Annotated in this window: 16 protein-coding genes; 5 read left to right on the top strand and 11 right to left on the bottom strand. The window is 69.1% G+C overall.

The genetic code is table 11. The annotated features are described in order from the left end of the window. Positions 1 to 5: 5 nt before the first annotated feature. Entirely contained in the window at positions 6 to 3,107 is a 3,102-nt protein-coding gene (locus tag DWV08_RS11655; protein WP_115413949.1) for a glycosyltransferase, read from the top strand. Positions 3,108 to 3,134: 27 nt separating this feature from the next. Continuing rightward, on the top strand, positions 3,135 to 4,127 hold the full coding sequence (locus DWV08_RS11650) for a polysaccharide pyruvyl transferase family protein (RefSeq protein ID WP_115413948.1): 993 nt from the start codon (positions 3,135 to 3,137) through the stop codon (positions 4,125 to 4,127). Between the two features lie 66 nt (positions 4,128 to 4,193). Here the strand turns inward: DWV08_RS11650 and DWV08_RS11645 are convergent, their stop codons facing one another. The 4 genes from DWV08_RS11645 to DWV08_RS11630 form a co-directional block, all read right to left on the bottom strand. Further along, positions 4,194 to 5,888, bottom strand: coding sequence for a hypothetical protein (locus DWV08_RS11645; protein WP_115413947.1), 1,695 nt, complete (start codon positions 5,886 to 5,888; stop codon positions 4,194 to 4,196). 17 nt (positions 5,889 to 5,905) lie between these two features. Continuing rightward, positions 5,906 to 7,159, bottom strand: coding sequence for a UDP-N-acetyl-D-mannosamine dehydrogenase (gene wecC, locus DWV08_RS11640; protein WP_115413946.1), 1,254 nt, complete (start codon positions 7,157 to 7,159; stop codon positions 5,906 to 5,908). 216 nt (positions 7,160 to 7,375) lie between these two features. Then, on the bottom strand, positions 7,376 to 9,079 hold the full coding sequence (locus DWV08_RS11635) for a heparinase II/III domain-containing protein (protein WP_115413945.1): 1,704 nt from the start codon (positions 9,077 to 9,079) through the stop codon (positions 7,376 to 7,378). Then, entirely contained in the window at positions 9,076 to 10,548 is a 1,473-nt protein-coding gene (locus tag DWV08_RS11630; RefSeq protein ID WP_115413944.1) for a glycosyltransferase, read from the bottom strand. Before DWV08_RS11630 ends, DWV08_RS11635 begins: the two co-directional genes overlap by 4 nt. A gap of 114 nt (positions 10,549 to 10,662) precedes the next feature. Between DWV08_RS11630 and DWV08_RS11625 the strand changes: the two genes are divergently transcribed. Beyond that, the gene (locus DWV08_RS11625; RefSeq protein WP_115413943.1) at positions 10,663 to 11,721 is read left to right on the top strand and encodes a hypothetical protein; all 1,059 of its coding nucleotides are present in this window, start codon (positions 10,663 to 10,665) and stop codon (positions 11,719 to 11,721) included. A gap of 71 nt (positions 11,722 to 11,792) precedes the next feature. On the opposite strand, the gene DWV08_RS11620 is transcribed toward DWV08_RS11625, so the two are convergent. Then, positions 11,793 to 12,245, bottom strand: coding sequence for a hypothetical protein (locus DWV08_RS11620; RefSeq protein WP_115413942.1), 453 nt, complete (start codon positions 12,243 to 12,245; stop codon positions 11,793 to 11,795). A gap of 249 nt (positions 12,246 to 12,494) precedes the next feature. Between DWV08_RS11620 and DWV08_RS11615 the strand changes: the two genes are divergently transcribed. Then, positions 12,495 to 12,872, top strand: coding sequence for a response regulator transcription factor (locus DWV08_RS11615; RefSeq protein ID WP_115413941.1), 378 nt, complete (start codon positions 12,495 to 12,497; stop codon positions 12,870 to 12,872). Here the strand turns inward: DWV08_RS11615 and DWV08_RS11610 are convergent. The 5 genes from DWV08_RS11610 to DWV08_RS11590 all read right to left on the bottom strand — a co-directional run bounded on the left by DWV08_RS11610 (position 12,853) and on the right by DWV08_RS11590 (position 19,964). After that, a complete protein-coding gene (locus DWV08_RS11610; RefSeq protein WP_115413940.1) occupies positions 12,853 to 14,742 on the bottom strand; it encodes an XrtP-associated glycosyltransferase in 1,890 nt (629 codons plus the stop codon). The genes DWV08_RS11615 and DWV08_RS11610 overlap by 20 nt on opposite strands. Positions 14,743 to 14,915: 173 nt before the next feature. Then, entirely contained in the window at positions 14,916 to 16,610 is a 1,695-nt protein-coding gene (locus tag DWV08_RS17305; protein ID WP_115415008.1) for a sensor histidine kinase, read from the bottom strand. Then, on the bottom strand, positions 16,607 to 17,746 hold the full coding sequence (locus tag DWV08_RS11600) for a patatin-like phospholipase family protein (protein WP_115413939.1): 1,140 nt from the start codon (positions 17,744 to 17,746) through the stop codon (positions 16,607 to 16,609). Before DWV08_RS11600 ends, DWV08_RS17305 begins: the two co-directional genes overlap by 4 nt. Positions 17,747 to 18,000: 254 nt before the next feature. Further along, positions 18,001 to 19,143: a Gfo/Idh/MocA family protein gene (locus tag DWV08_RS11595; RefSeq protein ID WP_115413938.1), complete on the bottom strand. Its 1,143-nt coding sequence runs from the start codon at positions 19,141 to 19,143 to the stop codon at positions 18,001 to 18,003. Continuing rightward, positions 19,140 to 19,964: a sugar phosphate isomerase/epimerase family protein gene (locus DWV08_RS11590; RefSeq protein WP_115413937.1), complete on the bottom strand. Its 825-nt coding sequence runs from the start codon at positions 19,962 to 19,964 to the stop codon at positions 19,140 to 19,142. Before DWV08_RS11590 ends, DWV08_RS11595 begins: the two co-directional genes overlap by 4 nt. A 169-nt stretch (positions 19,965 to 20,133) precedes the next feature. Here DWV08_RS11590 and DWV08_RS11585 point away from each other — a divergent pair, with 169 nt between their 5' ends. Next, positions 20,134 to 20,790 (top strand): TetR/AcrR family transcriptional regulator, encoded by a 657-nt coding sequence (locus tag DWV08_RS11585; protein ID WP_115413936.1) that lies wholly within the window; start codon positions 20,134 to 20,136, stop codon positions 20,788 to 20,790. Positions 20,791 to 20,967: 177 nt separating this feature from the next. On the opposite strand, the gene DWV08_RS11580 is transcribed toward DWV08_RS11585, so the two are convergent. Next, complete coding sequence (locus DWV08_RS11580; protein ID WP_241237225.1) at positions 20,968 to 22,326, bottom strand: MFS transporter; 1,359 nt, start codon at positions 22,324 to 22,326, stop codon at positions 20,968 to 20,970. Positions 22,327 to 22,336 lie beyond the last annotated feature (10 nt).

Here is a 22,336-nt window from a genome sequence, read left to right as displayed (position 1 = left end):
CCACGATGACCTCCCTGCGAGAATTCCCCCTGGTCGGCTTCCGGACCGGCCTCCCGGTCGAGAACGCGTGGAACGTGACCCGCGCCGATTCGGTCGACGTCACGCTCAGCCGCTCCGGACTGACCGTGGTCACCTCCTCGACCACGAAGTCCGTCTACCTCGTGCTCGCCGGTGATGAGCGGAGCTTCCGCCACATCGACGACGAGCACGGGATCGGCATCGACCAGGGGTCGGCCTATGCGATCCATCTGGACACGCTGGCGAACGAGGAGGTGCGGGCCGAGGTCCATCTCCTCGAGTACGACGCCTCCGGCACCAGGACGGGGGTCACGACGATCGACGCGCGGCATCGAGCGCTGTACCTCCCTCCCGCGGGCGTCGACAGGGTTCTCGTCACCGTGCGGGTGCGCGGAACCTCCCCCCTCGAGCTGGGCGGGCTCGACCTCGATGCCGTGGAGCGCCCCGCGGGGGCCCGAACTGGCGTGAAGGTCGTGGATTTCGGGGTCGCCGACACCGAGCACCAGCAGCAGGCCGAGCAGGATCTCGAGAACTTCGCCAGGAGCCTGGAGGACGTCGTCGCGGCGGGCCAGCGTGCGGGAGCGGTGCTGCACCAGGTGCAGGACCACCTGGTCGCCGCGAGCGAGCCGCGGAGGTCGGGTGGCGGCGGGTCGCTCGAGGCGCGCCGTCTCACCCGGGAGCTCCTCGTCGAGCTCGCCTCAACCTTGCCGCAGAGCAACGGCTCGGAGTACTTCTCCACCAAGCTTCCCCTCCACGCGGCCGTCGTGACCGACGAGTACATGCTGAACTTCTACAAGGACGCCTTCTCCGAGGTCACGTATGTGCGGCCCTGGGCGGTAGACCAGGTCATCGCCGAGGGATTCGATCTACTCATCTACGTGACCTGTTGGAGGGGGCTCCACCATGAGGAGTGGAGAGGCGTCAAGTTCAGGGAAGGGCCTCGGGAGGCTCTGGATAAGCTGTTGGCGTTCGCTCGCGAGAACGGGCGGCCTACGCTATTCCAGTCGATCGAGGACCCGAGCAACTTCGACTACTTCCTCCCCATCGCACGGAAGTTCGATCATGTCTTCACCTCCGACACCGACTGCCTCGAGGCGTACCGCCGCGAGCTCGGGCATGACAGCGTCCACTACGGCGAGTACGGGGCGAACCCTCAGCTCAACAACCCCATCGGCAGCCATCGCCACACGGTGAACAAGGCATTCTTCGCCGGGTCCTACCCCAAGCGGTATCAGGAGAGGGTCGATGACATGCATGTCATGTTCGACTCGATCCTGTCGACTGGCGAGAACCTCACCCTGGTGGACAGGAACTTCGGCAACGAGGACTACGCCTTCCCGGAGCCGTACGGAGAACTCTCCCTTGAACCCATGCCGCACGACGTGCTCCAACGGGTGCACAAGCTGTTCCGGTGGAGCCTGAACTTCAACTCCATCAAGTCGAGCCCCACGATGTGCGCCATGCGCATCTACGAGCTCCAGGCGCAGGGTCGTGGACTGCTCTCCAATTATGCGAGGTCCGTGTTCAACCGGTTCCCCGAGATCCGCATCATCGCCGACCACGAGAACCTCGAGTCCTACTTCACTGCGGAGATCCCGCTCAGCGAACACCGCACCAACGAGGCCCAGGTGCGCAGCGTCCTCACCTCGCGCACCGCGCAGGACATCGCCCTGAGAATGCTTGACGCCGCCGGAGTGGATCCCGGCGTACCGCGAGGCACTCCCCGGGTCGCTCTGGTGGCGAACCGGGTGGACGAGCAGCTGCGACGGGAGGTCGCCGCCCAGTCTTACCCGGAGGTCGAGCTCGTCGGAGACGACGCCGATGCCGAGGAGCTCCTCTCCCGCGAGATCCGCTACATCGGTCGTGTCGACACAGAGCACAGCTACGGCGAGAACTATGTGATGGACAGGATCAACGCGTTCAAGTACACGAACTCCGACTTCGTCACCCAGTCCTCCACCCTCCGGGAGGAACGGATCGACGGGCCTGCGCACGAGTTCGTGCAGCACGCCGAGCCCGGAGTCACGCTGCACTCCGTGCGCCGGGTCGGCGGCGACGGCGTCCGCGACGTGCTTCGCGGCGAGATCCCCGCCGGTGCACAGGGCTACTCGCTGCCTCCCTTCGAAGCGGGGCCGCGGCTGTCGCCTGGTGCGGCGGACCGTGTCCCGAGCGGAGTCGAGACGCCGGTGCTCTCGATCATCGTTCCGATCTACAACGCCGGTACGTTCCTGCTGACCAAGTGTCTGCCCAGCATCGAGCGGAATGCACGCGCCGCCGAGTTCGAGATCCTGCTGGTGGACGACGGCTCAACTGACGGGACGACCGCGCAGACGTGTCGCGACCTCGCCGCACAGGACCCGCGTATTCGCGCGCACTGCTTCGAGACCGGTGGCAGCGGCAGCGCATCCCGCCCGAGGAACAAGGGCATCGAGATGGCCCGCGCCCCGCGGCTGACGTTCCTCGACCCCGACAATGAGATCTCCGACGGCGGGTACGACGTGCTCCTAGAGCTCCTCGACGAGGCTCAGGCCGTCGACCCCGAGGTGGGCTTTGTCTCGGGCTACCAGGCCAAGGTCACCCAATCGACGGGCACGACGGGCCGGCACACCCAGGAGCGGCTGACGATCCGACCGAATCTGCGGGAGCACTATTTCAAACGCGGTAAGTTTCCTGTCGTCTCCACCCAGTGCGCGGTGATGGAGAAGCGTCTCTTCGACGACGGGAGCCTTCGATTCGTCGAGCGGGCAGCAGGTCAGGACACGCTGTTCGGTTGGGAGCTGATGCTTGCAGCGCAGCGGGGGGCCTTCACCGCGGCGGCGCATCTGATCTATTACGCCGAGCGGGACGGGTCGGTGACCAACACCGTCGACGCCGACTACTTCCGCAAGAAGCTCATCATGGAGAAAGCTCAGGTCGAGGTGCTCACGAAGTACGGACTTCTCGAGTCCTACCGGGACCATCATTTCCAGAACTTCTTTACCAACTGGTACCTGCCGAAGCTCGAGTCCATGCCCGTCGAGGGGCAGGACGAGGCCCGGGGTCTGCTGCGGCAGATCGCCGAACTCTATGGCGCCGACGCCACTGTCTGACGATCACAGAAAAGAAGGGAATCACTGATGAAGAAGATTGCGCTCGTAGGGTATTTCGGGTGGGGCAATTTTGGGGACGAGCTTTTCCTCACCGTCCACCGCCAGGAGCTGGGCAAGAAGTACGACCTTTTCGTCGCCAACGACCTCCTCGAGGCGCCGTACTTCTCGCGGCCGGTCTCTGAGATCACCGATGAGGCTGATGCTGTGCTGATCGGCGGCGGCGACCTCCTCAACCCGCTCAGGGTCAGCGATCTCTACTGGCAGACCGACTTTCTGCGCAAGCCCACCTACGTGTACGGCCTGGGTGTTCCCAATCAGCCGTTCGTGAGGGAGAGGGTGCTGGACCACTACCGACAGTTCTTCGCCCACGAGAACTGCAAGCTCGTCGTGGCCCGTGACGAGGAGAGCTACAACTGGATCAAGAAGAACCTCAACCCGGGGGAGAAGCTGACCTGGTACCCGGATCCTGTCTGCGCGATGGCGCGACCGGAGGCGAAGCGGACCGAGAAGGGAGTGCTCGGAGTCGTAATGCGCGAGCATCGCTCGCGCAGTCAGGATCTCGGCCATCTTCACGAAGCGATCGAGACGGCGCGAGGTATGGGATATAGGATCCGTCATATCGCACTGGCTACGGGTGCCCTCGGAGAGGGGGACTTGGCGCTGGCCAAGGAGCTGTCGGGGCCCGATGACGAAGTTGTACATTCCGAGTCCCTCGAAGAGCTCTGCCAGGAGATATCCAAGGTGGAGCTCCTCGCGACCATCAAGTTCCACGGACTCGTGGTCGCCACCATGTACGGAGTCCCGGCGATCGCGATGTCCGTCACTCCGAAGAACCGGAACTTCCTTCGAATGATTGAGCGCCCCGAGATGCTGGTCAGCTACACAAACGAGGGGCTGAAGGACCGCATCCACAAGCACCCGGCGCGTATCCATCAGAAGGTGCGGGCGCAGCTCCACCGCAGTTCGCGGGATGGGTACGCGCTGCTCAGGGAGAAGTTGGAGGAGTCGATTGGCGAGTGAGGGCGATCGCTGTGCGCGGCCCGGGGCGCACCCGAGGGGTGGGCCCCGGGCCGCGCAGCGATGCGCTCACAGGAAGAGGAGGTCCATGAGGGCCTTGCCGGCTGCCACGCCGGCGTGCGTCGAGGCTCCAACCGTGGTGGCGCCATCCGGGTCGAGTTCAGTGAGCCAAGCACGCAGCTCATCATCGAGCAGCATCCTGGCGCTGCCGAGCGGGCGCTCCTGGAGGACGCGGGTGAGCGTCTTCCCGTTCGTGGGGCCGGAGAGGCCGACGTCGCGGGCGAGATCGAGGAAGGAGCGAGTGAGGCCCGGATTCGGTTCCGGGGAGCCCGCGACGGAGAGATCCGGGATCGACTGGGGCGCCAGCGGCCCGCCGTTTCTTATGCTCCGTGCGCTCACGTGTGCGAAGCGCAGATTCTTCCTCGGCTTGTCGAAGTCCGCCATGGCCAGGTCGGGGCTCAGCGCTATCAGGACGTCCTGGACGACGTTCGGTGCAGTGCCGAGGGGGCGCACGAAGTCGCACAGGGGAGAACGGCTCAGGCCGATCGCTGGCTTCTGGACCGCAGGGCGTGCCGCGTACTCGCTGTTCCCGGCACCGCGGCTGCTGTGGATCGCATTGCGGAACATCAGGAAGTGCCATTCCGAGGCCTCGGGTCCGGTGGCGTCCACACCCACCAGCGACAGCGCGCGGGTCGCCTCCTCTTTCGCGGACTCCGGCATGCCAATCGCCGAGATCGGCCGCCATCCGTAGTTGCCCTTCGCCGCCTCGGCACCGTGACCTCCGACCTGGAATACGGGATGTTCGACACGGCGCAGCTTCCGCGGGGCGTAGAGGGCATCGTAGAAGCCCATGCTGTTGACGGCCCAATAGGCGAGCTGATCGTTGTTCTGGAGCCGTCCCTGTAACGCGCGCTGGCCCCTGTTTAGCGGGAAGCGGAAACGGTCGGCGAGTCGGGTCGCGATCTCCAGGTCGGGCGAGCCGTTGTCCTGACAGCCGATGGCGAGGCGTTCGCCGATGTCGGCGGTCAGGGCAGCCGCCAGGACCACCCGGGAATCCATCCCTCCGGAGATCGCGGCGTTGATCGTCACGCCGGCTGTCGCGAGCGCGCGGAACAGCTGCACCATCCGCCGCGCTGATTCGGTCACGGCCTCCTCGTGGGACCCGATGCCATCGAGGAGAGTCTGTGGGAGTCGTGCGTGCTCGATCGTCGTCCGCCCGGTGCGCAGATCCCGTGTGACCACTGTGCCGGGGAACGCATAGTCGATTCCCGCGACGACCGTACCCGGGCCGAACTGCTGTTGGCCCATGGAGTTCGTCCAGCGTCGGCTCTCGAGCGCCGCCGGATGAGGGTCGGTCGGATGGCCGAGGGCCCTCCGCACTATCGTGAGCACGAACAGCGAGTCGGAGGCCGCGAACAGGCCGCGTGCGGAAGTGTGCAGCAGGGGGCTCACGGCGAACTCGTCGGCGCACACGCGGACTCCCTCCCCGGAGCGCTCCGCGCGGAAGAAGCTGCCTTCGGCGTGATCGGGGGCGGTCGGCCACTCGGTCGGGTCGGCGCTCGGGAAGATGACCCTGCGGGACGGGTAGTCGACCGCCCACCCCTTGAATGCCCCACCATCGGCCGACATCCGGCCTCCGGCCGAGACGTATAGGGCGCTCCAGGTCGAAGTTATATCGACCCGGGACGACTCCTCGGCGCGGAACAGCGGAACGAGTTTGTCGATGTCTCGACGATCAGCGACGACGTAGAGGTAGTTGGCCATGACGGGGCATCAGCCGTTCAGCGCCACAGGCCCTTGGTATCGATGACGACCTTCTCCCGCAGCGCCTCGCGGTCGACGTCCTTGAAAGGAGCGTGGTCCACCAGTAGCAGTACGATGTCTGCCCGCTGGATGGCGTCTTCGAGGTCGGTGAGCTCCACATTGTCCTTGTCCGCGAACTCCCCGGGGAGCGCGTCGATGTTCGGCTCGGTCACGAGCACGGTGCCGTGCTCGAGGCGGTCCGATAGCGCTACAGCGATGTCTTTGGACGGCGACTCGCGGAGATCGTCGATGTCGGCCTTGAACGCGATGCCGAGCGCGGCGACGACCGGGTTCTTGAGCTTGTCGGCCTTCGCCAGCACTTTCTGGAGCACGGCCTCGGGCTTGGCGTCGTTGACCTCGCGGGCGGTGCGGATCAGGTGCGACTGCTCGCGATCCGCGGAGACGATGAACCAGGGGTCCACTGCGATGCAGTGGCCGCCCACGCCGGGCCCTGGCTGGAGGATGTTCACTCGCGGGTGGTGGTTGGCGAGCTCGATGAGCTCCCACACGTCGATGCCCTGGCGGTCCGCGATGAGCGAGAGCTCGTTGGCGAACGCGATGTTCACGTCGCGGAACGCGTTCTCGGTAAGTTTGGCCATCTCGGCGGTGCGGGCGTTGGTGAGCAGAAGCTCGCCCTTGCAGAAGCTCGCGTAGAGGTCGCGGTTCAGCTGGGATGCCTCGGGTGTGAGCCCGCCGATGATGCGGTCGTTGTCGACCATCTCGATCATGATCCGGCCTGGCAGCACGCGCTCAGGAGCGTGCGAGAAGTACAGCGAGTTCGGGAGGTTCGCCTCCTTGGTGAACTCGGGCCGAGCCTCCAGGATCACATCTGCCATGCGTTCGGTCGCGCCTGGAGGGGCAGTGGATTCCAGCACCACCAACTCGCCACCCGTGAGCTTCGGGGCGATGCCCTTCGCCGCAGCCTCGATGTACGAGAGGTCTGCGTCGTGGTCGCCCTTAAAGGGGGTCGGTACGGAGACGATGTAGACGTCGGCCTCCGGGGTCTCGGTTTGGGCGGAGAGCTTTCCCTGCGCGACGGCGCCGGCGACGACGGTCTCGAGCCCCTCCTCGACGAACGGCACGGTGCCAGCGTTGATCGCCTCGACGGTGGACTGTTTGATGTCCACGCCGATCACCGTTCTGCCGGCCTGGGCGAGCACAGCCGCCGTGGGAAGGCCGATGTAGCCGAGGCCGATCACGGCCACCGTGTCGAGCGGGACGTTCGGGCTCATGTGGGGAACTCCTAGGCGGGGGCAGGGGGGCCGAGCGGCCAACCTTCGTTACCGTATCGGCTGGGCGCGACTCCGGGGCCGTCGTTCCAACTCCGGAAGTCCCAGCTGAATGAAGTTCTGGTCACAGTGACGAGGAGGGAGGCTTCGCGCTGGCGTCTATTCGCCTTGCGTGCACCGGCTCTCCCGGCGGGCCGCGAATGCAAGGTGCGCCCGAGGTCACGGCAGCAGCGGGTCGGCGTAGATCGACACTTGGTCGGGGGTCAAACGGACACGCTCCCGCCCTGACTCCAGGTCGACTGTGAGCTCCAGTGCGGACGCGCTTTCCCCGACGAGCGTCGCCACAGGGCGATTCCGGGCCGCCGCGCCGAGGACAGTGAGGAAGCGGAACGACGTCCCCGTTCGCGAGAACATGATCGCCGTCGCTGGCTCGGTAGACTTCCAGGCCCTCGAGACCCACCCGTCGAAAGGGTCTTCCCGGCCCCGGACCGTCGTGACCTCCGCGTCTGGTCCCAGAGACTGCAGTGATGCCACGCCATTCTCGGAGCCCAACTCCGCGGTCGACCCGTTGAGTGACGACGTAATCTCTGGTCCGAGCTGCCAGCGCTGAAAGGCGGTGACCTTGCGCGCGGAGTCGACGCTGTCGAGCACGATCAAGTACTCCCCAGTCGTGGAGTAGATAACGCGTCGGCCGAGCAAGATCCCTCGGAAGCTGTCGTCCGCCAGTTCGACGTCGTGATGTGTGGGCTCGAACGCCGAACGTACAAGTGAGACCGTCGAGTCCTTTCGTGGCGCTTTTCCGTCGAGGGACACGAGCGTGTGCGCGGCGCGTGAGGCGACGTGGTTGCGTGCTGTGGTGGCACCGTACTGGAACTTCCCCAGGTCCACGACCCAGTTCGTGCGCTGCGCGGAGTAGGTGAGCGAGCCTCCATCCGGGTGGCCGTGCACTCGTCGCGATGGGCCGAACCGCACGGAGTAATAGGTCTGGTCCATGTAGGGCCGCTCCGCCGATCCCCAGCCGCTGCGCGCGAGAACGAGGCCCGCGTCATAGACCGCTGTCGTCTCGGACGGTGCGGTGCCGCGAGCCCCGTTCGAGGTCACGTAGTCGATGGCGGGGTGGGTGATCGCTCTGGGATCCACCGTGTCCGTATCTCCGATCGGCACCAACGTCCCATCAGGCCTCGTGGCGTGGGCGATCTCCACCGGCGCATGCAGGTGACGGTCCGCGCCGTCAGGGCGGGGGAGGCCTTCGATGTCGAAGCGTTCGAGGGCCCGTTCCCACCACAGGAAATTATTGTAGTGATATGCGGTGGCGCCCTCGGCGTTCACGCCCTGGGCGTCGTATTGCTCGTGGAGCAGGGTGCACATCCTTGCTTCGGCGAGCTGCCAGAGTTGCTTTTCACCCAACACGCGCCCGCAGACGAACAGCGACTCTTGTTGGTGCAGCGCGTGATTGGCATTGCCCATCTTGTGGGGGTCGGCGAGGTGCTCGGCATGGACTCGAATAGTGTGCTCGAGCCAGGGCATGAGGTCCGGGCGTCGCACTGCCATCATCGGCGCGGCCTGGCAGAGATGTTGGGCACGGATTCCATCTGACATGTCCGTCCAGGCCCACGAACTCCGCGGCGCTTCCGGTGGATTCGCCTCCACCCAGTCGGTGAGCCATCGCAGCCACATGTCAAAGGCCGCGTCATCCCCCTTGGCGGCGGCGCGGCGCAGTGGCTCGAGCCAGCGGAGCATGTGGAACTGGAAGCACCAGTTGCGGTCTGAGAACGGGTCCTCGCGCCACGTTGGCTCCTCGGGGAGTTCCCACTCGGGGTGTGGCGCCATCTTCAGACGTCCGGCGAGAAGCCTGTCGACGTCCTTCTGCAGATAGGACGTGGCGACTGTCTGGCGGAGCGCGGCCTTCAGGTCGAGGCTCACGCCACGATCTCCGCGTACATGCCCGCCACGGTCTGGGCGAGCTGGCGCCAGTCGCGCTCAGCGACCACCCACTCCCGGGCCTGGGACCCGAGGCACGTGGCCAGCTCGGGGTCGTCGAGCAGCGACTCGATCTGCTCGGTCAGCGATTCGGCGCTGCCCTTGGTGTGCAGCAGGCCGTTCATCCTCGGCGTGACGATCTCGGCGAGCGCGGCGACGTCGGAGGCGATCACGGCCTTGCCCATCGCCATCGCCTCGAAGGGCTTGAGCGGGGAGACCATCTCGCACACGGGCAGGGGGAGGCGCGGGAACGGGGTGACGTCGATGAGCGAGTAGTACCGCTCCACCTCCTCGTGGGGGACCCGCCCGGTGAAGGTGACGACGTCCTCGAGCTGCTGCTCCGCGGCGATCTGCTGGAGGTCCTCGAGCTTCGCGCCGTCCCCGATGATCAGGACGTGGAAGTCCTCGCGGCGACCGCGAAGGGTCGCGGCGGCCTCGATCAGCAGGTCCAGGCCCTCGTAGTCCACGACGGTGCCCACGTACCCGATCACGGTCTTGCCCTGCACGCCGAGCTGTTCCGCGAGCTCCTCGTCACGGGGGAGCGGGGTGAAACGCTCGGTGTCCACGCCGTTGGGGACCAGCACGATCTTGGACTCGTCCACGCCGCGAGAGATCAGCTCGTCTTTCAAGGCCTGGGTGATGGCGATGACCTTCGTCGCACCGCGGGCTGCATCTGCTTCCATCCGGGCGATGTACCGGTATTGGTCACTGCGCCCCCATTCGGGGTCGCGGGAGCCACGGGTCACCTCCCACAGTCCTCGGACCTCGTACACCGAAGGGATGCCGAGGATTCGCCCGGCCTTCACCGCGGCGAGCCCGTTCCAGTGGTTCGAGGCGCCGTGCAGGATCGCGGGCCGCTCCTCGTGGGCGAGCGGCAGCAGGGCGTCGACGTACCGGGCTACGTAGCCGAACATCGGGTTCTTCTTCTCGATCTGCCGCCCGGTGAGCAGGTGGTGGTAGTCCACCTCGCCCACGAGTTCCCGGGCAGGAAGGTCCGGGACGTCGGCCATCTTCGGCATGTCATAGGGATAGCCGAGCCGGGTCACCCCGTCCACGTCCCAGCCGGAGCGGCCCAGTTCGGTGAGCAGGCCGTGGGTGCGCGTCGCGTAGCCACCGGAGTGGTGGGGGAGTGCGTTGTGCAGCAGGTAGAGCACGTGATCGGGGCGTGGTGCATACTCGGGTTCCTTGCGTAGCGCAGGCAGGGGGAACCCGTCCCGTGCCAGATCAGAGTTGCGCACTACGGTGGGCTTCGCCGTTCCCGAGTTCGTGGGCGTGTTCGCCAGCAGCGAGGGCTTCGCGCGGCGCGATTCCTGTCGACTCCACCAAAGACGGAACTCCCCGATGCCACCGTGCCGCAGATGCCACAGCCCCTTCCGCGCAGCGTCGAGGCGGGAAGACAGCGGATCGGGCACGAGGGACCTCCAGGGATGGGCGATGACGCGGCAAGTCTAGAGGGCCTGCGGCGATATACGGTGGTGCGGGCAGAGTTGCCGAGACCACCACACCGGAACCTGCGAAGGGCGGCGATGAGCGACCTCGACACCCGAACGGCTCCTCGCCGTCGCTTCTGGCTGATCGTCGGATCGGCCCTGATTCTCGCCTTCGCCGTGCTGAGCGTGGTGGCGGTGGTGCGCGGCAGCTGGACGGGCGAGCACGTCGATGGGTCTGGAACCTCGACTGCCACGCCTGCCGCGACAGCTCCACTCCCCGAGGCCCAAGCTCCGTACTCCCGCATCGATGACGTGACGCTCACCGTCCCCGAAGAAGCTCGCTTCGCGACCGGCTCGTTCTGGGGCCAGCCCGGAGAGATCTACCTGGTCACGATGGACCTGCAGAGCATGAAGCCCGAGGGCAGCGGAGGCCGCTCGATGTACCTGGGCGTCACGCTGAGCTGCTCGCCACAGGCGGGCGGTCCAGGGATCTCCGTGGGCGGCACACAGAACATGCTCACCGGCGAGACCACTGGCTATGCCAACCAGGGTCTCGTGACGGTCCCTGAGGGCGGTGCGATCGACTGCAGCATCAAGGTCTCCGCGCCGTATGGCGACGTCGCGTCGAACGGCACCACCTTCGCGATCGACGCTACCTGGCGCGCGGAGTCCGTGGACGGCGAGGCTGTCGCCGCGGACGAGGAGCAGCTCCCACGCACGCTTGCCGCTGAGGATGACGGGGCAGTGGTGCTCACCGCACAACTGCCGCTCGCGCCGGGCGATCGCACGGTGCGCGGCCTGGCCTCCCTGCACCTCACAACCTGCACCGGTGTCAACGGATCGCGCGAGGACGGTCGCGCCTGGTGCACCGAACGTTCCCTGGACGAATCCGGCAGCACCGTGCAAGTGGAGCTGCGCACCGACGTGCTCGACGCCGACGGAGAGGTCTGCGAAACGCTCGGCACCGAGACCACCCAGCCTGACAGCATCGACATCTACCGTCACCACCGCCTGCTCTCGCTCGACGTCGCGGAGGAGGTGCCAGCCCAGCGGTGCGGGCCGACCGTGCGCGTCACGGCACGCGTGTTCAACGACGGGCCGGCGCCGCTGGTGGTGCACCGGTCGAACTCCTCGCTGGTGGTGGTGGGGTTGTAGCAGGGCCCCACCGGCGCTGCTGCGCGTGGCGCCGGGACATCTGCAGGATCACCTGCGCGACACTGTCGCAGTCACGTCGTCGCGGAACGCTCCGCAGTGGCGTCCTCGCCCTGCTCAGCGATGAACGAGGCCATGATCTCTGTACGCAGCGCATCGATCCGCTTCTTCAGCGCCTTGCGCTCCTTCGACGGAGCGCCCGGGGCCGTGAGCAGCTTCGCGGCCTGTTCGCAGTGGTCGAGCTGCTCCGCCCAGTCCCGTGCCTGTCGAGCCTCGGCCTCGTCGTCGGCGGAGCCCGCGAGGTAGTCCACACTCTCCCGGAGCACGGTGATCGTCTCGAGCATGCCGTCGATCGTGGACGTGCGCGCGGAGAGCAGGCGAGAGATCTGCAGCTTCACCTTCTCGAGGAGCTCCGGATTCTCCGAGAGCCACCGGGCGCCGGCGATCAGGAGCGGGAGCGCCCACTTGGCGGTGGACAGCGCGCCCTTGCCCCTCGGCCCGAGGGTGGGCAGTGCTTTCGGAGCCATCGTCGACCTCGTTTCGGACTGTTCGTGCCGTGTCTGCGGCGAGCATATCCACCCGGGCCGTCGCATGATGTCGGTATGCCTCGTGCCGCTGCGGCACCGTGCGCCCCGCGGCGACCTCGGCCCGCCGCGCAGTGGGCCGCGCAACGGGCCCCGTCGGCCGCCCGCCCACGCCACCCCGCCCCCAGCGTGAGCACATGTCCGAGAGATATCCTTCCTCCGGTTCACGCACACCGTTCTGAGGGGGACTGGATGGGCACTGCGCTCGTGATCGAGGACGACGACGACATCCGCCGACTGCTCGAGGTGGTGCTCGGGCAGGCCGGTTACACCGTAACCGCGGCGGCCACCGGCGGCGAGGGGCTCGACGCCCTGGCGCCGGACTCGCCGGACCTGCTGCTGGTGGACGTGGGCCTGCCGGACATCGAGGGCTTCGAGGTGGTGCGCCGCGCCCGGCCCCGCATCGACGGGCACATCGTGATGCTCAGCGCCCGCTCCCAGGAGGCCGACGCCCGCCAGGGGCTCGAGGCCGGGGCCGACGCGTACCTCACCAAGCCGTTCCGGCCCCGCCAGCTGCGCGAGCGGCTGGGAGAGATCGTCGCCCGGCCGGTCAGCTCCGCGGAACGGTGACCATCCGGGCCGCGGTGGGAGCCGCCTCGGCGCGGGGCGGGCTGTGCAGCAGCTCCCGCCGCACCGACACCTCCCGCCGCAGCAGGTCCACCGTCTCCCGCCCGATCGCGTCGACCACCGGCAGCTGAGCCCGGCACGCCTCCATCTCGCCGCGCTCCAGCGCCTGCTCGAGGTCGGTGGCGGCCCGCTCCAGCCGGTCCGCGCCCACCATCGCCGAGGAGACCCGCACGCTCCCGATCGCGTCCCGGATCGCGAGGGGATCCTCGGCGGCGATCGCCCGCTCCAGGCGTGCGGTGCGGGTGGGCCACATGACCGCCCAGCCCGCCACGAAGTCGATCCCCAGATCCGAGCGTCCCTCCAGCTCCGCCGCCAGCTCCTCCAGCGCCTCCAGCCGCATCAGCGGCAGCGCCTCGAGCGCCGCGGAGAGCTGCACGGCCACCGGCGCGCGCCCGTCGGCGTTGCGGCGCGTCTTCGCCCAGCCGGTGCGGCCCGTCACCGCCCGCCACGTGGCCCGCACGTAGTAGACGTAGGTGAGGTAGACGTACACCAGGTTGCACAGCCCCAGCCCCACCGCCAGCGGCCAGGAGACCTCCCCGCCGGTCACCCTCCGGTACACCAGCCCCCACACCGCATAGGGCAGCACCAGGAAGAACAGCCCGGCCAGCACCAGCGTGAGCAGCGTCGAGGCCCGCCAGAACCCGGCCGGGTCCTCGGCCACCCCCAGCACCAGCAGCAGCGGGATCAGCACCAGGTTCAGCATCATCACCAGCGGCTGCAGCATGAAGTAGTGGATCTCCGCCAGGCCCGAGGGGCGCAGGTGCCCGCCGCGACGCAGCCCCGGCAGCGCGGAGGCGCACTCCATGTTGCCCTGCGCCCAGCGGGTGCGCTGGGTGATCAGGCGCCGCGTGAACGGCAGCGCCTCCTGGGACACGTGCGCCTGGCGCACGTAGTGGGTGCGCATGCCCTGCGCGAGGATGTTCAGCCCCAGCTCGTAGTCCTCGCACAGCTTCTTCCCCCAGGGCTTGCCGTGCTCGGCCGTGAGGGCGTCCAGCACGGACAGCCGCGTGAACTGGCCGTTGCCGCCCATGCCCACCGTGCCGGTGCGCACCCGCAGCACCTGCATCGCCGAGTTCGTGGTGCGGAACTCGAGATCCTGCATCCGCACCAGCACGCGGCCGATCGCATTGCGCAGCCGCCCGTCGGCCGGCCGGGGCCTGCGGTCCCCGCGGTTCTTCATCCACACCTCGAGCTGCACCGCGCCCGTCGACGCCTCTCCGAAGGACTCCGGGCCCGCCAGCATCGCCAGCGCGTTGTCGGAGAGGAACCCATCGGCATCCAGCACCCCGATCACGGTGCGGTGGCGCTCCTCCTCGTCGCCGCCCACGTGCGCGGAGACGATCCGGTAGGCGGCGTTGAGGGCGTCGCCCTTGCCGGTGCGGGCCTCCGGCGCCACCCGCGAGATCAGGTGCACCCTGTCGTCGAAGACCATCAGGTCGCGCACCACCTGGGCGGTGGCGTCCTCGCTCGCGTCGTCGATCACCCACACGTGCAGGGACGGGAACGAGGTGCGGGCGGCGGAGACGGTCTCCGCGATCACGCTCTCCTCGTCACGGCAGGGGACCAGCACATGCCACTGCAGCGCCTCGGGATCGCCGGCGGAGCCGTGCGGGGAGCGCACCTCCTGCCAGAAGGTCATCAGCAGCAGCGACACATAGGTGAGGGCGCAGGCGGCCACCACGGTGAGCAGCAGCACCGCGACATCGCGCCACAGCTGCTCCCCGAACTCGCCGAACACCCCCGTGAGGCCGAAGACCACCACCGCGAGCAGCGCGTAGAGCACGGCCAGCACGGCCGTCAGTGCAGTTCTCATCGACGTTCTCGCTTCCCCCGGTGCCGACGCCGTGATCGTAGCGCCGAAACCCGCGTCCGGGGGCGGTGCACAGAAGACGGCCGGTGCGCCGTGCGACACAGTCGGCGCTGGTCGCGGCGTTCACCCGGCCGCCGCGCCCACCCACCCGTCTGCCCGCGCCCGGGCCGCCGTGCTCACCCGGCCTGCGACGGCCTCCCCGCCGCGGTCTCGACGGTCTCGGCGCCGTCCAGCGCGAATCGGAGCGTGAACGTGGAGCCCCGCCCGGGACGCGACCGCACCGAGATCTGCCCGCCGTGCGCCACCACGATCCGCCGCGTCAGCGCCAGCCCGATCCCATGCCCGGCGATGGCGCTGTCCCGTGCCGCACGGGTGCGGTAGTACTCGGTGAACAGCTTCGCCTGCTCCTGCATCGACATCCCGATCCCGGTGTCCACCACGCTGAGCTCCAGCTGGTTGCCCCGCACGCTGGTGCGCACATGCACCCTGCCGCCCTGCGGGGTGTACTTCAGGGCATTGCTCAGCAGATTCCCCAGCGCCTGCTGAACCCGCTTCTCGTCCAGCGGCAGTTCCGGGGTGTCCTCGAGATCGGCCTCGAGCACGATGCCCGCCTCCCGCGCCTGCGGCGCCGCCGACTCCACCGCCCGCCGCGCGATCTCGGAGAGCCGGCGCGGCCGCAGCGTCAGCTCCTCGGTGCCGGCGCGGGAGACCTGATCGGCCAGGAGATCCTGCACGATCAGCAGCAGCTGGTCCGCATTTCGGTGGGCGACGTCGAGGAATCCGGAGGTCTGCTCATCGAGCGTCTCGTCCTCCCGCGCCAGCTCGAGGTACCCGATCACGGAGGTGAGCGGGGTACGCAGCTCATGGGAGACCGCGGCGACGAATCGCTCCTGCGAGCGGACGGTCTCCAGGTACGAGGTGACGTCCGAGAACACCACCACGGCACCGGCGCGATGGCCATGACCGTCCAGGATCTGACGCCCCGAGCTGGAGAAGCTGATGCCCTCCCCGAGCGGCCCCACCTCTACCAGATAGTTGTCGAAGCTCTCCTGCAGCACGGCGCGCCGCACGGGCCGCTGGGCGGCCGGGATCGGCGTGGTGGTGCCGGGGTGGCGCAGCAGCAGCTGGGACTCGTCCGGATCGTCGATGTGCGCCGGGGTGGCGAGAGCGTGGATCCGTCGCTGTGCCCGATTCATCAGCAGATCGTCTCCCTCCTCGTCCACCACGACGATGCCCACGTCGACGCTGTCGATGATGTTCTGCAGCAGCCGCTGGGAGGACGCCGCCCCCTCCAGCAGCGCCTGCTTCTCCGTCAGCGCCTCCGCGAGCCGGCGGTTCTGCCCGTCCAGCAGCGCGAGCGCGCCCACGGTCAGCAGGCCGATCTGCAGCACGGTGAAGGGGAGCAGCAGAGCATGAGCGATGGTCAGCGAGTCGATGTGCGAGGCGCGGACCAGGGAGGGCGCCGTGATCAGCGCCGTCACGGCCACCACCGAGATCGCCACGCCCCACAGCCGCAGCCGGGCCGCCATCCACAGCGCGGGGATCAGCACCAGCAGCGACGTCGCCGTGGAGCTCTCCCGCATCAGGTCCCGCACCAGCCCCACCGAGACCATGTCGAGCACGGGCACCAGTGCGCCCCAGCCCAGGGGGAGGCTCTCCCAGCGGACCGTCAGCGCCAGCACCGTCGCCACCGCCAGCACCCCCAGCGCCGCGAGGTACGGGCCGGTGAGCACGAGGCCGCCGTGGGAGAGGGAGATCAGCACCGTGAAGCCCAGCAGGAAGCTCGCGAAGTACAGCTGCTTGGTGGCGGTGCCGCCGGTGGGGGAGACGATGCTGCGGGCGTGGACGGCCCACGGCGCGAAGGCGGTCATCGCTGCCCCGCCCCGGGAGCGGGCGACGCCCCGGAGGCGGGCTCCGGGCGCGTGGAGCCCGACGGCGGGGTCGGCCCCGCCCCACCCCGGAACCGTGCCGTGTACGCCGCGAAGTCCCACGGCTGCTGCTCGTGGTCGCCGTCGAGGAACGCCAGCGCGGCCTTGCGGCCCTTGCGGTACAGCAGCTCCCCCTCCTCGGCGGTGAGGTCGAACTGGGTGGGCCGCACCGCGGCGGTGTCGATGAAGATCGTGCGCGCCACCGCATGGGAGGCGTCGATGTGCATCCTGTCGTAGAACCCGGTGACGGTGTCCAGCACCGCCTTGCCGAAGCTCAGCGGGCCGCGGATCCGGTTGCGCACCCCGAAATCGGCCTCCGGCTTGGCGGAGAGCTTGATCCCGAAGGTGGGCCATCGCGGCACCTCCCCGCCTGGCCGGTCGAACACGGAGACGGGGAAGTTCGAGAGCAGCCCGCCGTCCACCAGCACCGTCGACCGGCCGCCTGCACCCCGCCACCGCACCGGGCGGAAGAACAGCGGGATCGAGGTGGAGGCCCGCACCGCGTCCACGACGGGCAGCGCCTCCGGGGAGGTGCCCAGCGCGGCGGCGTCCAGCGGCAGGTAGCGCAGCCGGCCCGCGGTGAGATCGCTGGCGGTCACCACCAGGCGGTACCCGTGCGCGCCCGCGGGCACGGTCCCCGTGGCCGGATCCTGGCAGCGCAGATCCGCGAAGGTGCCGGTGGCGCCCTCCGCCCCGTGCGCACGGAGCTGCTCCGCCAGCCACTGCCGCAGGTAGGTGCCGCGGTGCACGCCGTTGTGCAGCAGCACCGCCAGCGCCTTGCCGGCCAGGGGGCGGGTCCACCAGGGGCCGTCCTCGAAGCGCCGGTAGTCCGTCTCCCGCAGGATCTGCACGATCTGCCGCGCGGGGATCCCGGCGGTCACCAGCGCCCCCGCGATCGCGCCGGCGGAGGAGCCCGCCACCCGGTGCACCCGGTAGCCGCGCTCCTCGAGCACCTCCAGCGCCCCGGCCAGCGCGATGCCCTTGACCCCGCCGCCCTCGAGCACCAGGTCCACCCGCTGGGCGACGCCGTCGGCCGAGGGTGTCGAGGGGCCGGGAGCGGGGCTGCGCGGTGCCGTCATGCCGCCAGGGTAGGCGAGGGCACCCACGGGGCCGGGTGCCCTGCCGCGGCCCGGCCCCGGCTGGCCCTCGACCGTCCCCGGCAGGCGCCTGGCACAGAAATGTCACCCAGCGATCGATGCGGGCTCGCGCATCGATCGCTGGGTGACAGAACTGGCTGGGGCGTCCGGAGCGGCCGGGGCGCCCGGAGCGGCCGGGGCGCCTGGGGCTTCCGGGGCGCCCGGGGCGGCGGGTCAGCGCCGCCAGGCGTGGCGACTCAGAGCGTGCGGGCCAGCGGGTCGAAGTCCGCGGGCACCGCTGGCACCTCGGCCACGGAGGAGTCCACGGTGACGAACTCGCCGCTCGCGGCGGACTCCTCGGCGCTGAGCATGATGTCCAGGACGTGGTAGCCCACCTCGCCGCTGGCCACGTGCGGGCGGCCCTCCTGGATCGCGCGCACCATGTCCAGCAGGCCCAGGCCGCGGCCGTTCGCCGGGCCGGCGGCCGGCACCTCCACCCACTCCTGCTCGGGCGGCGCCTCGCCGAAGGAGGCGAAGGGGCGCACGTACGCGACCCGGCCCTCGAACATGTTCGGATCCGGCACCACCAGCGAGCCCTCGGTGCCGTGGATCTCCACGATGCCCTGGCGCGCCAGCGGCGAGTCGAAGCTGACCAGCGAGGTGCCCGTCTGGCCGCCCTCGAACTGGGTGAGCACGGAGATGGTCGACGGCGGCTCCACGGGGAACTTCTCGCCCTTCTTCGGGCCCACCAGGATCTCGCGCTCCTCCTGCGCCTTCAGGCCCATCGCCGCGACCTTCTCCACGGTGCCGAACAGGCTCACCAGGGTGGTGAAGTAGTACGGGCCGATGTCCAGCAGCGGGCCGGCGCCCTTGGCGAACAGGAAGGCGGGGTTCGGGTGGAACACCTCCGGGCCCTGCCACTGCATGGAGGTCTGCGCGAACAGCGGGCGGCCGATGAGGCCGTCGAGGATCGCACGCTTGGCGGTCTGCACGCCGGCACCGAGCACGGTGTCGGGGGCGCAGCCGATGCGCAGCCCGGCCTCGTCGGCCTGCGTCAGCAGCGCGGAGGTGGACTCGCGGTCCAGGCCCAGCGGCTTCTCGGTCCACACGTGCTTGCCCGCGGCGACCGCGGCGGCGGAGATCTCCGCGTGCACGGCCGGGATGGTCAGGTTCACCACGACCTGCACGCCCGGGTGGTCCAGGACGTCCTGGGCGGTGCCGGAGGCGGGGATGCCGTACTTCTCGGCCTGGGCCGCGGCGACCTCGGTGTTGAGGTCGCCGAGGATCAGCACCTCGAGATCCGGGAAGGTGGTGAGGTTGGTGAGGTACTGGTCGGAGATGACTCCGGTGCCGATGAAGCCGACCCCCACGGGGCCGGAGAAGGGAGCGGGAGTGGTCATGCTGCGAGTCCTCCGTCGATCAGGAAGCGGTAGCTGTTCTCGATGTCCTCGAACACGGCGCCGGGGGCGTTGTCGTACTCGATGACGGCGTACTTGACGTTCGTCGCGGCGTTCATCGCCTCGACGGTGGGCACCTCGCCCTGGCCGGCGTGACGCTGGTCCAGGCTCGAGGAGTTGAACTTCGGGGCGTCCGGCGCGAAGGGGTTGGTGGGCGGCTTGATGCCGTCCTTGACGTGGATGGCCACCAGGCGGTCGCCCAGCTCCTTCACCAGGCCCACCACGTCCTGGCCGCCCACGAGCGCCCAGTACAGGTCCAGCTCGATCTCCACCGCGGGATCCACGAGGGAGAGGAAGCGCTGGTAGGCGGTCTTGCCGTCGAACTCCGCGAGGAACTCCTGGGCGTGGTTGTGGTAGCCGACCTTCAGGCCGAACTCCTTGGCCTTCTCGGAGGCGGCGTTGAGGCGGTCGGCGATGTCCTTGACGCCGTCCTCGGTGAGCCAGCGCTCGGTGGGGACCATCGGGTCGATCACGGTCTTCATCCCGATCTCGGCCGCGGCCTCGAACACCACCTCGTTGGCGGGGGTGGGGATGGAGCCGTCCGGCGTCCACAGCTCGTCGGAGAGCAGCGGGGCGTGGCCGGTGGGGGAGGCGAGGCCGGAGGCGTCCAGCGCCGCACGGATCTCCTTCGGGCGGCGCACGAAGTCGAACGCCTCGACGTTCTTCAGGCCGATCTGCGCGAGCTTGTCGAGGGAGCCGTTCATATCGGCGGAGAACTCCGAGGCCAGCGTGTACAGCTGGACGGAGGCGAGGGGCAGAGCCACGTCGAACCTGCTTTCGTACGTCGTTGTCTGAGGTCTGGGCGCATCGCGGAGGTGCTGGTGCGCGGGTGCGCCGGGCGCCGAGGCGGTGCGTGGCGACAGCGTAGCACCGGAATCCACCAGGTGGAGGTTTCTCCGCGATTCCGGGCCGACCGGTGGGTACTGTGGCCGCATGACCCCCGCTGAACCGCGGCCCGACGCCGCCGAGAACGCCCCGTCGGCCGCCCCTGCGAGCATCGGCCGCGCCGGCTCCTACTCCAAGGGCATCGCCCGCCGGCGCGAGATCCTGGACCGCGCCATCGAGGTGTTCCGCGACCGCGGCGCCGACGGCACCTCCCTGCGCCGCATCGCCCAGGCCATCGGGGTCTCCCACGGCGCGCTGCTGCACTACTTCTCCTCCCGCGAGGAGCTGCTGGTGGCCGTGTACGAGCACGCCGAGCACCGCCGCGACCTGGACCGCGCCGAGATCGGTCTGCCCGACCCGGCCCAGGAGATCGCGGTGGAGGTGATGGCCAACGCGGCGCTGGCCAACCTCGAGGTGCCCGGGCTGGTGCAGCTGTACTCCACGCTGGTGGCCACCTCGCTGGAATCCGAGAAGGGCCCGGCGAAGCAGTTCTTCACCGCCCGCTTCGAGCACGTGCGCGCGGACCTCGCTCGCCGCCTGCGCGAGGACCAGGCCGCCGGCCGGGTGCGCACCGACGTGGACCCCGAGCAGACCGCCGCCCTGATCGTCGCCGCCTCCGACGGCCTCCAGATTCAGTGGCTGCTGGAGCCGTCGATCCAGCTGCAGGAGACCCTCGAGCTGTTCTCGGTGCTGCTGGCGCCGTAGGGCGGGACGCAGGGTCAGTGGGGCTGCCGGGGCGGCGGAGCTGGCGGGCCGTCGGGCGTCGGCGGGCCGATGGCGAGATCACGTGGCGATATCGCCACGTCGTGTCACCATCGGCCCGTGCAGGCCACGAGCAGTGCCGTGTCCGGTGTTACCGGGCCGCAGCTGCCGTGCGCGGGCTCAGGCGGCAGGGTCGCCCAGTGCCTCGTCCCGCTCCCGCTCGCGCTCGGCGCGTGCCGCGGCGACGTCCTGGGGGTAGGTGACGTGCAGCAGGCCCAGCACCAGGGCGTTGACCACCATCAGCACCACCAGCACCCACAGGAACACGGCCTGGATGCTGTGCGTGGTGGCGAAGTGCCCGGCGCCCAGGGAGAACACGGCCCAGCCGATCGTCTCGAACACGGTGATGAACACGGCCATGGCCTGGCCTCGGCGGCGGGGAGGGATCACCGAGGCGACGATCGGGCGGTTCACCGGCGGGTTCAGGCCCTGGGCCGCGCCCATCAACGCCCACAGCACGGCATAGAGCCCGATGCCGCCCAGGTCGAACTGGGAGGCGATCAGCGCGGCACCGGCGAAGAGCAGCTGCGCCGCCTGGATGTACCAGACCCGGCCGCGATCGGGCATCACCCGGTCCAGCCAGCCCACCAGGACGCCTCCGCCCAGCGTGCCCACGATGTAGCCGATGCCGAAGGGTGCCAGCACGATCGCGGCGGTGACATTGGAGAAATCGCGCTCCTGCACCAGGAAGGTCACGCCGAACACCGAGATCAGCAGGTGACCGGAGAGCAGGCGTGAGAGCATCATGATCGAGTAGGAGCGCACCCGGAACAGCGACAGGATCGTGGCGGGCGAGGCCTTCTCCGCGGGGCGCCTGTTCGCGGCGAGATCGGCGAACTCCCGCTCGGAGGCGCCCACTCCCGGATCCTTGATCAGCAGCCACTGCGCGAGGCCGGCCGCGACCGCGATCGCGCCGGTGACCATCAGGCCGGTGCGCCACCCCTCCTCGGTGCGGGTGAACAGGCCCAGCAGCGGGCCCACCAGCGACATGATCCCGTTGACGGCCCCGTAGAAATAGGAGACGGCGCGGGCGCGATCCCGGTCCGAGAACGAATCCAGGATCAGGGCGTTGCCCACGGGGGAGCCGCCCACCAGCGAGGCTGCCATCAGGACGTTCAGCACCAGCAGTGACGCGAAGTCCTGGCTGAAGCCGGAGGCGATGCCGAAGGCGCCGCCCAGCAGCGAGGTCACCACGAGCACCGTCTTGCGGGAGGTGACGCCCGCGAGCCAGGTCCACAGCGGGCCGGCAGGGGCGGAGGCGAGCTTGCCCAGGGCGGTCATGGTGCCCAGGTGACTGCTGTTCAGGCCCAGTGAGGCGGCGATCGTGGGGAAGAGCGTGGAGGTGACGCTGCCCTCGGTGCTGTCCACGGCGGTGGAACCGGTGAGGGTGGCGAGGTTGCGCCAGCGGTGGGGGATCGTCCGCTCGTTCGTGAGGGCCGGTGCCGGGGGCGGCGGTGAGACGGGGGCGGGCTGGGCCATGACAGGCTCC

The organism is Brachybacterium saurashtrense (assembly GCF_003355475.1).
GTDB lineage: Bacteria > Actinomycetota > Actinomycetes > Actinomycetales > Dermabacteraceae > Brachybacterium > Brachybacterium saurashtrense.
Note: the sequence above shows the minus strand (reverse complement) of the source record. Positions and strands in the feature narration are given on the sequence as shown.

Excerpts from the sequence above, each read along its gene's own strand:
- DWV08_RS17305 (WP_115415008.1), bottom strand. The coding sequence starts at position 16,610 with ATGACCGCCTTCGCGCCGTGGGCCGTCCACGCCCGCAGCATCGTCTCC.
- wecC (WP_115413946.1), bottom strand. The coding sequence starts at position 7,159 with ATGAGCCCGAACGTCCCGCTCGACACGGTGGCCGTGATCGGCCTCGGC.
- DWV08_RS11585 (WP_115413936.1), top strand. The coding sequence starts at position 20,134 with ATGACCCCCGCTGAACCGCGGCCCGACGCCGCCGAGAACGCCCCGTCG.
- DWV08_RS11610 (WP_115413940.1), bottom strand. The coding sequence starts at position 14,742 with ATGAGAACTGCACTGACGGCCGTGCTGGCCGTGCTCTACGCGCTGCTC.
- DWV08_RS11655 (WP_115413949.1), top strand. The coding sequence starts at position 6 with ATGACCTCCCTGCGAGAATTCCCCCTGGTCGGCTTCCGGACCGGCCTC.
- DWV08_RS11580 (WP_241237225.1), bottom strand. The coding sequence starts at position 22,326 with ATGGCCCAGCCCGCCCCCGTCTCACCGCCGCCCCCGGCACCGGCCCTC.
- DWV08_RS11595 (WP_115413938.1), bottom strand. The coding sequence starts at position 19,143 with ATGACCACTCCCGCTCCCTTCTCCGGCCCCGTGGGGGTCGGCTTCATC.
- DWV08_RS11645 (WP_115413947.1), bottom strand. The coding sequence starts at position 5,888 with ATGGCCAACTACCTCTACGTCGTCGCTGATCGTCGAGACATCGACAAA.
- DWV08_RS11625 (WP_115413943.1), top strand. The coding sequence starts at position 10,663 with ATGAGCGACCTCGACACCCGAACGGCTCCTCGCCGTCGCTTCTGGCTG.
- DWV08_RS11650 (WP_115413948.1), top strand. The coding sequence starts at position 3,135 with ATGAAGAAGATTGCGCTCGTAGGGTATTTCGGGTGGGGCAATTTTGGG.
- DWV08_RS11615 (WP_115413941.1), top strand. The coding sequence starts at position 12,495 with ATGGGCACTGCGCTCGTGATCGAGGACGACGACGACATCCGCCGACTG.
- DWV08_RS11620 (WP_115413942.1), bottom strand. The coding sequence starts at position 12,245 with ATGGCTCCGAAAGCACTGCCCACCCTCGGGCCGAGGGGCAAGGGCGCG.
- DWV08_RS11600 (WP_115413939.1), bottom strand. The coding sequence starts at position 17,746 with ATGACGGCACCGCGCAGCCCCGCTCCCGGCCCCTCGACACCCTCGGCC.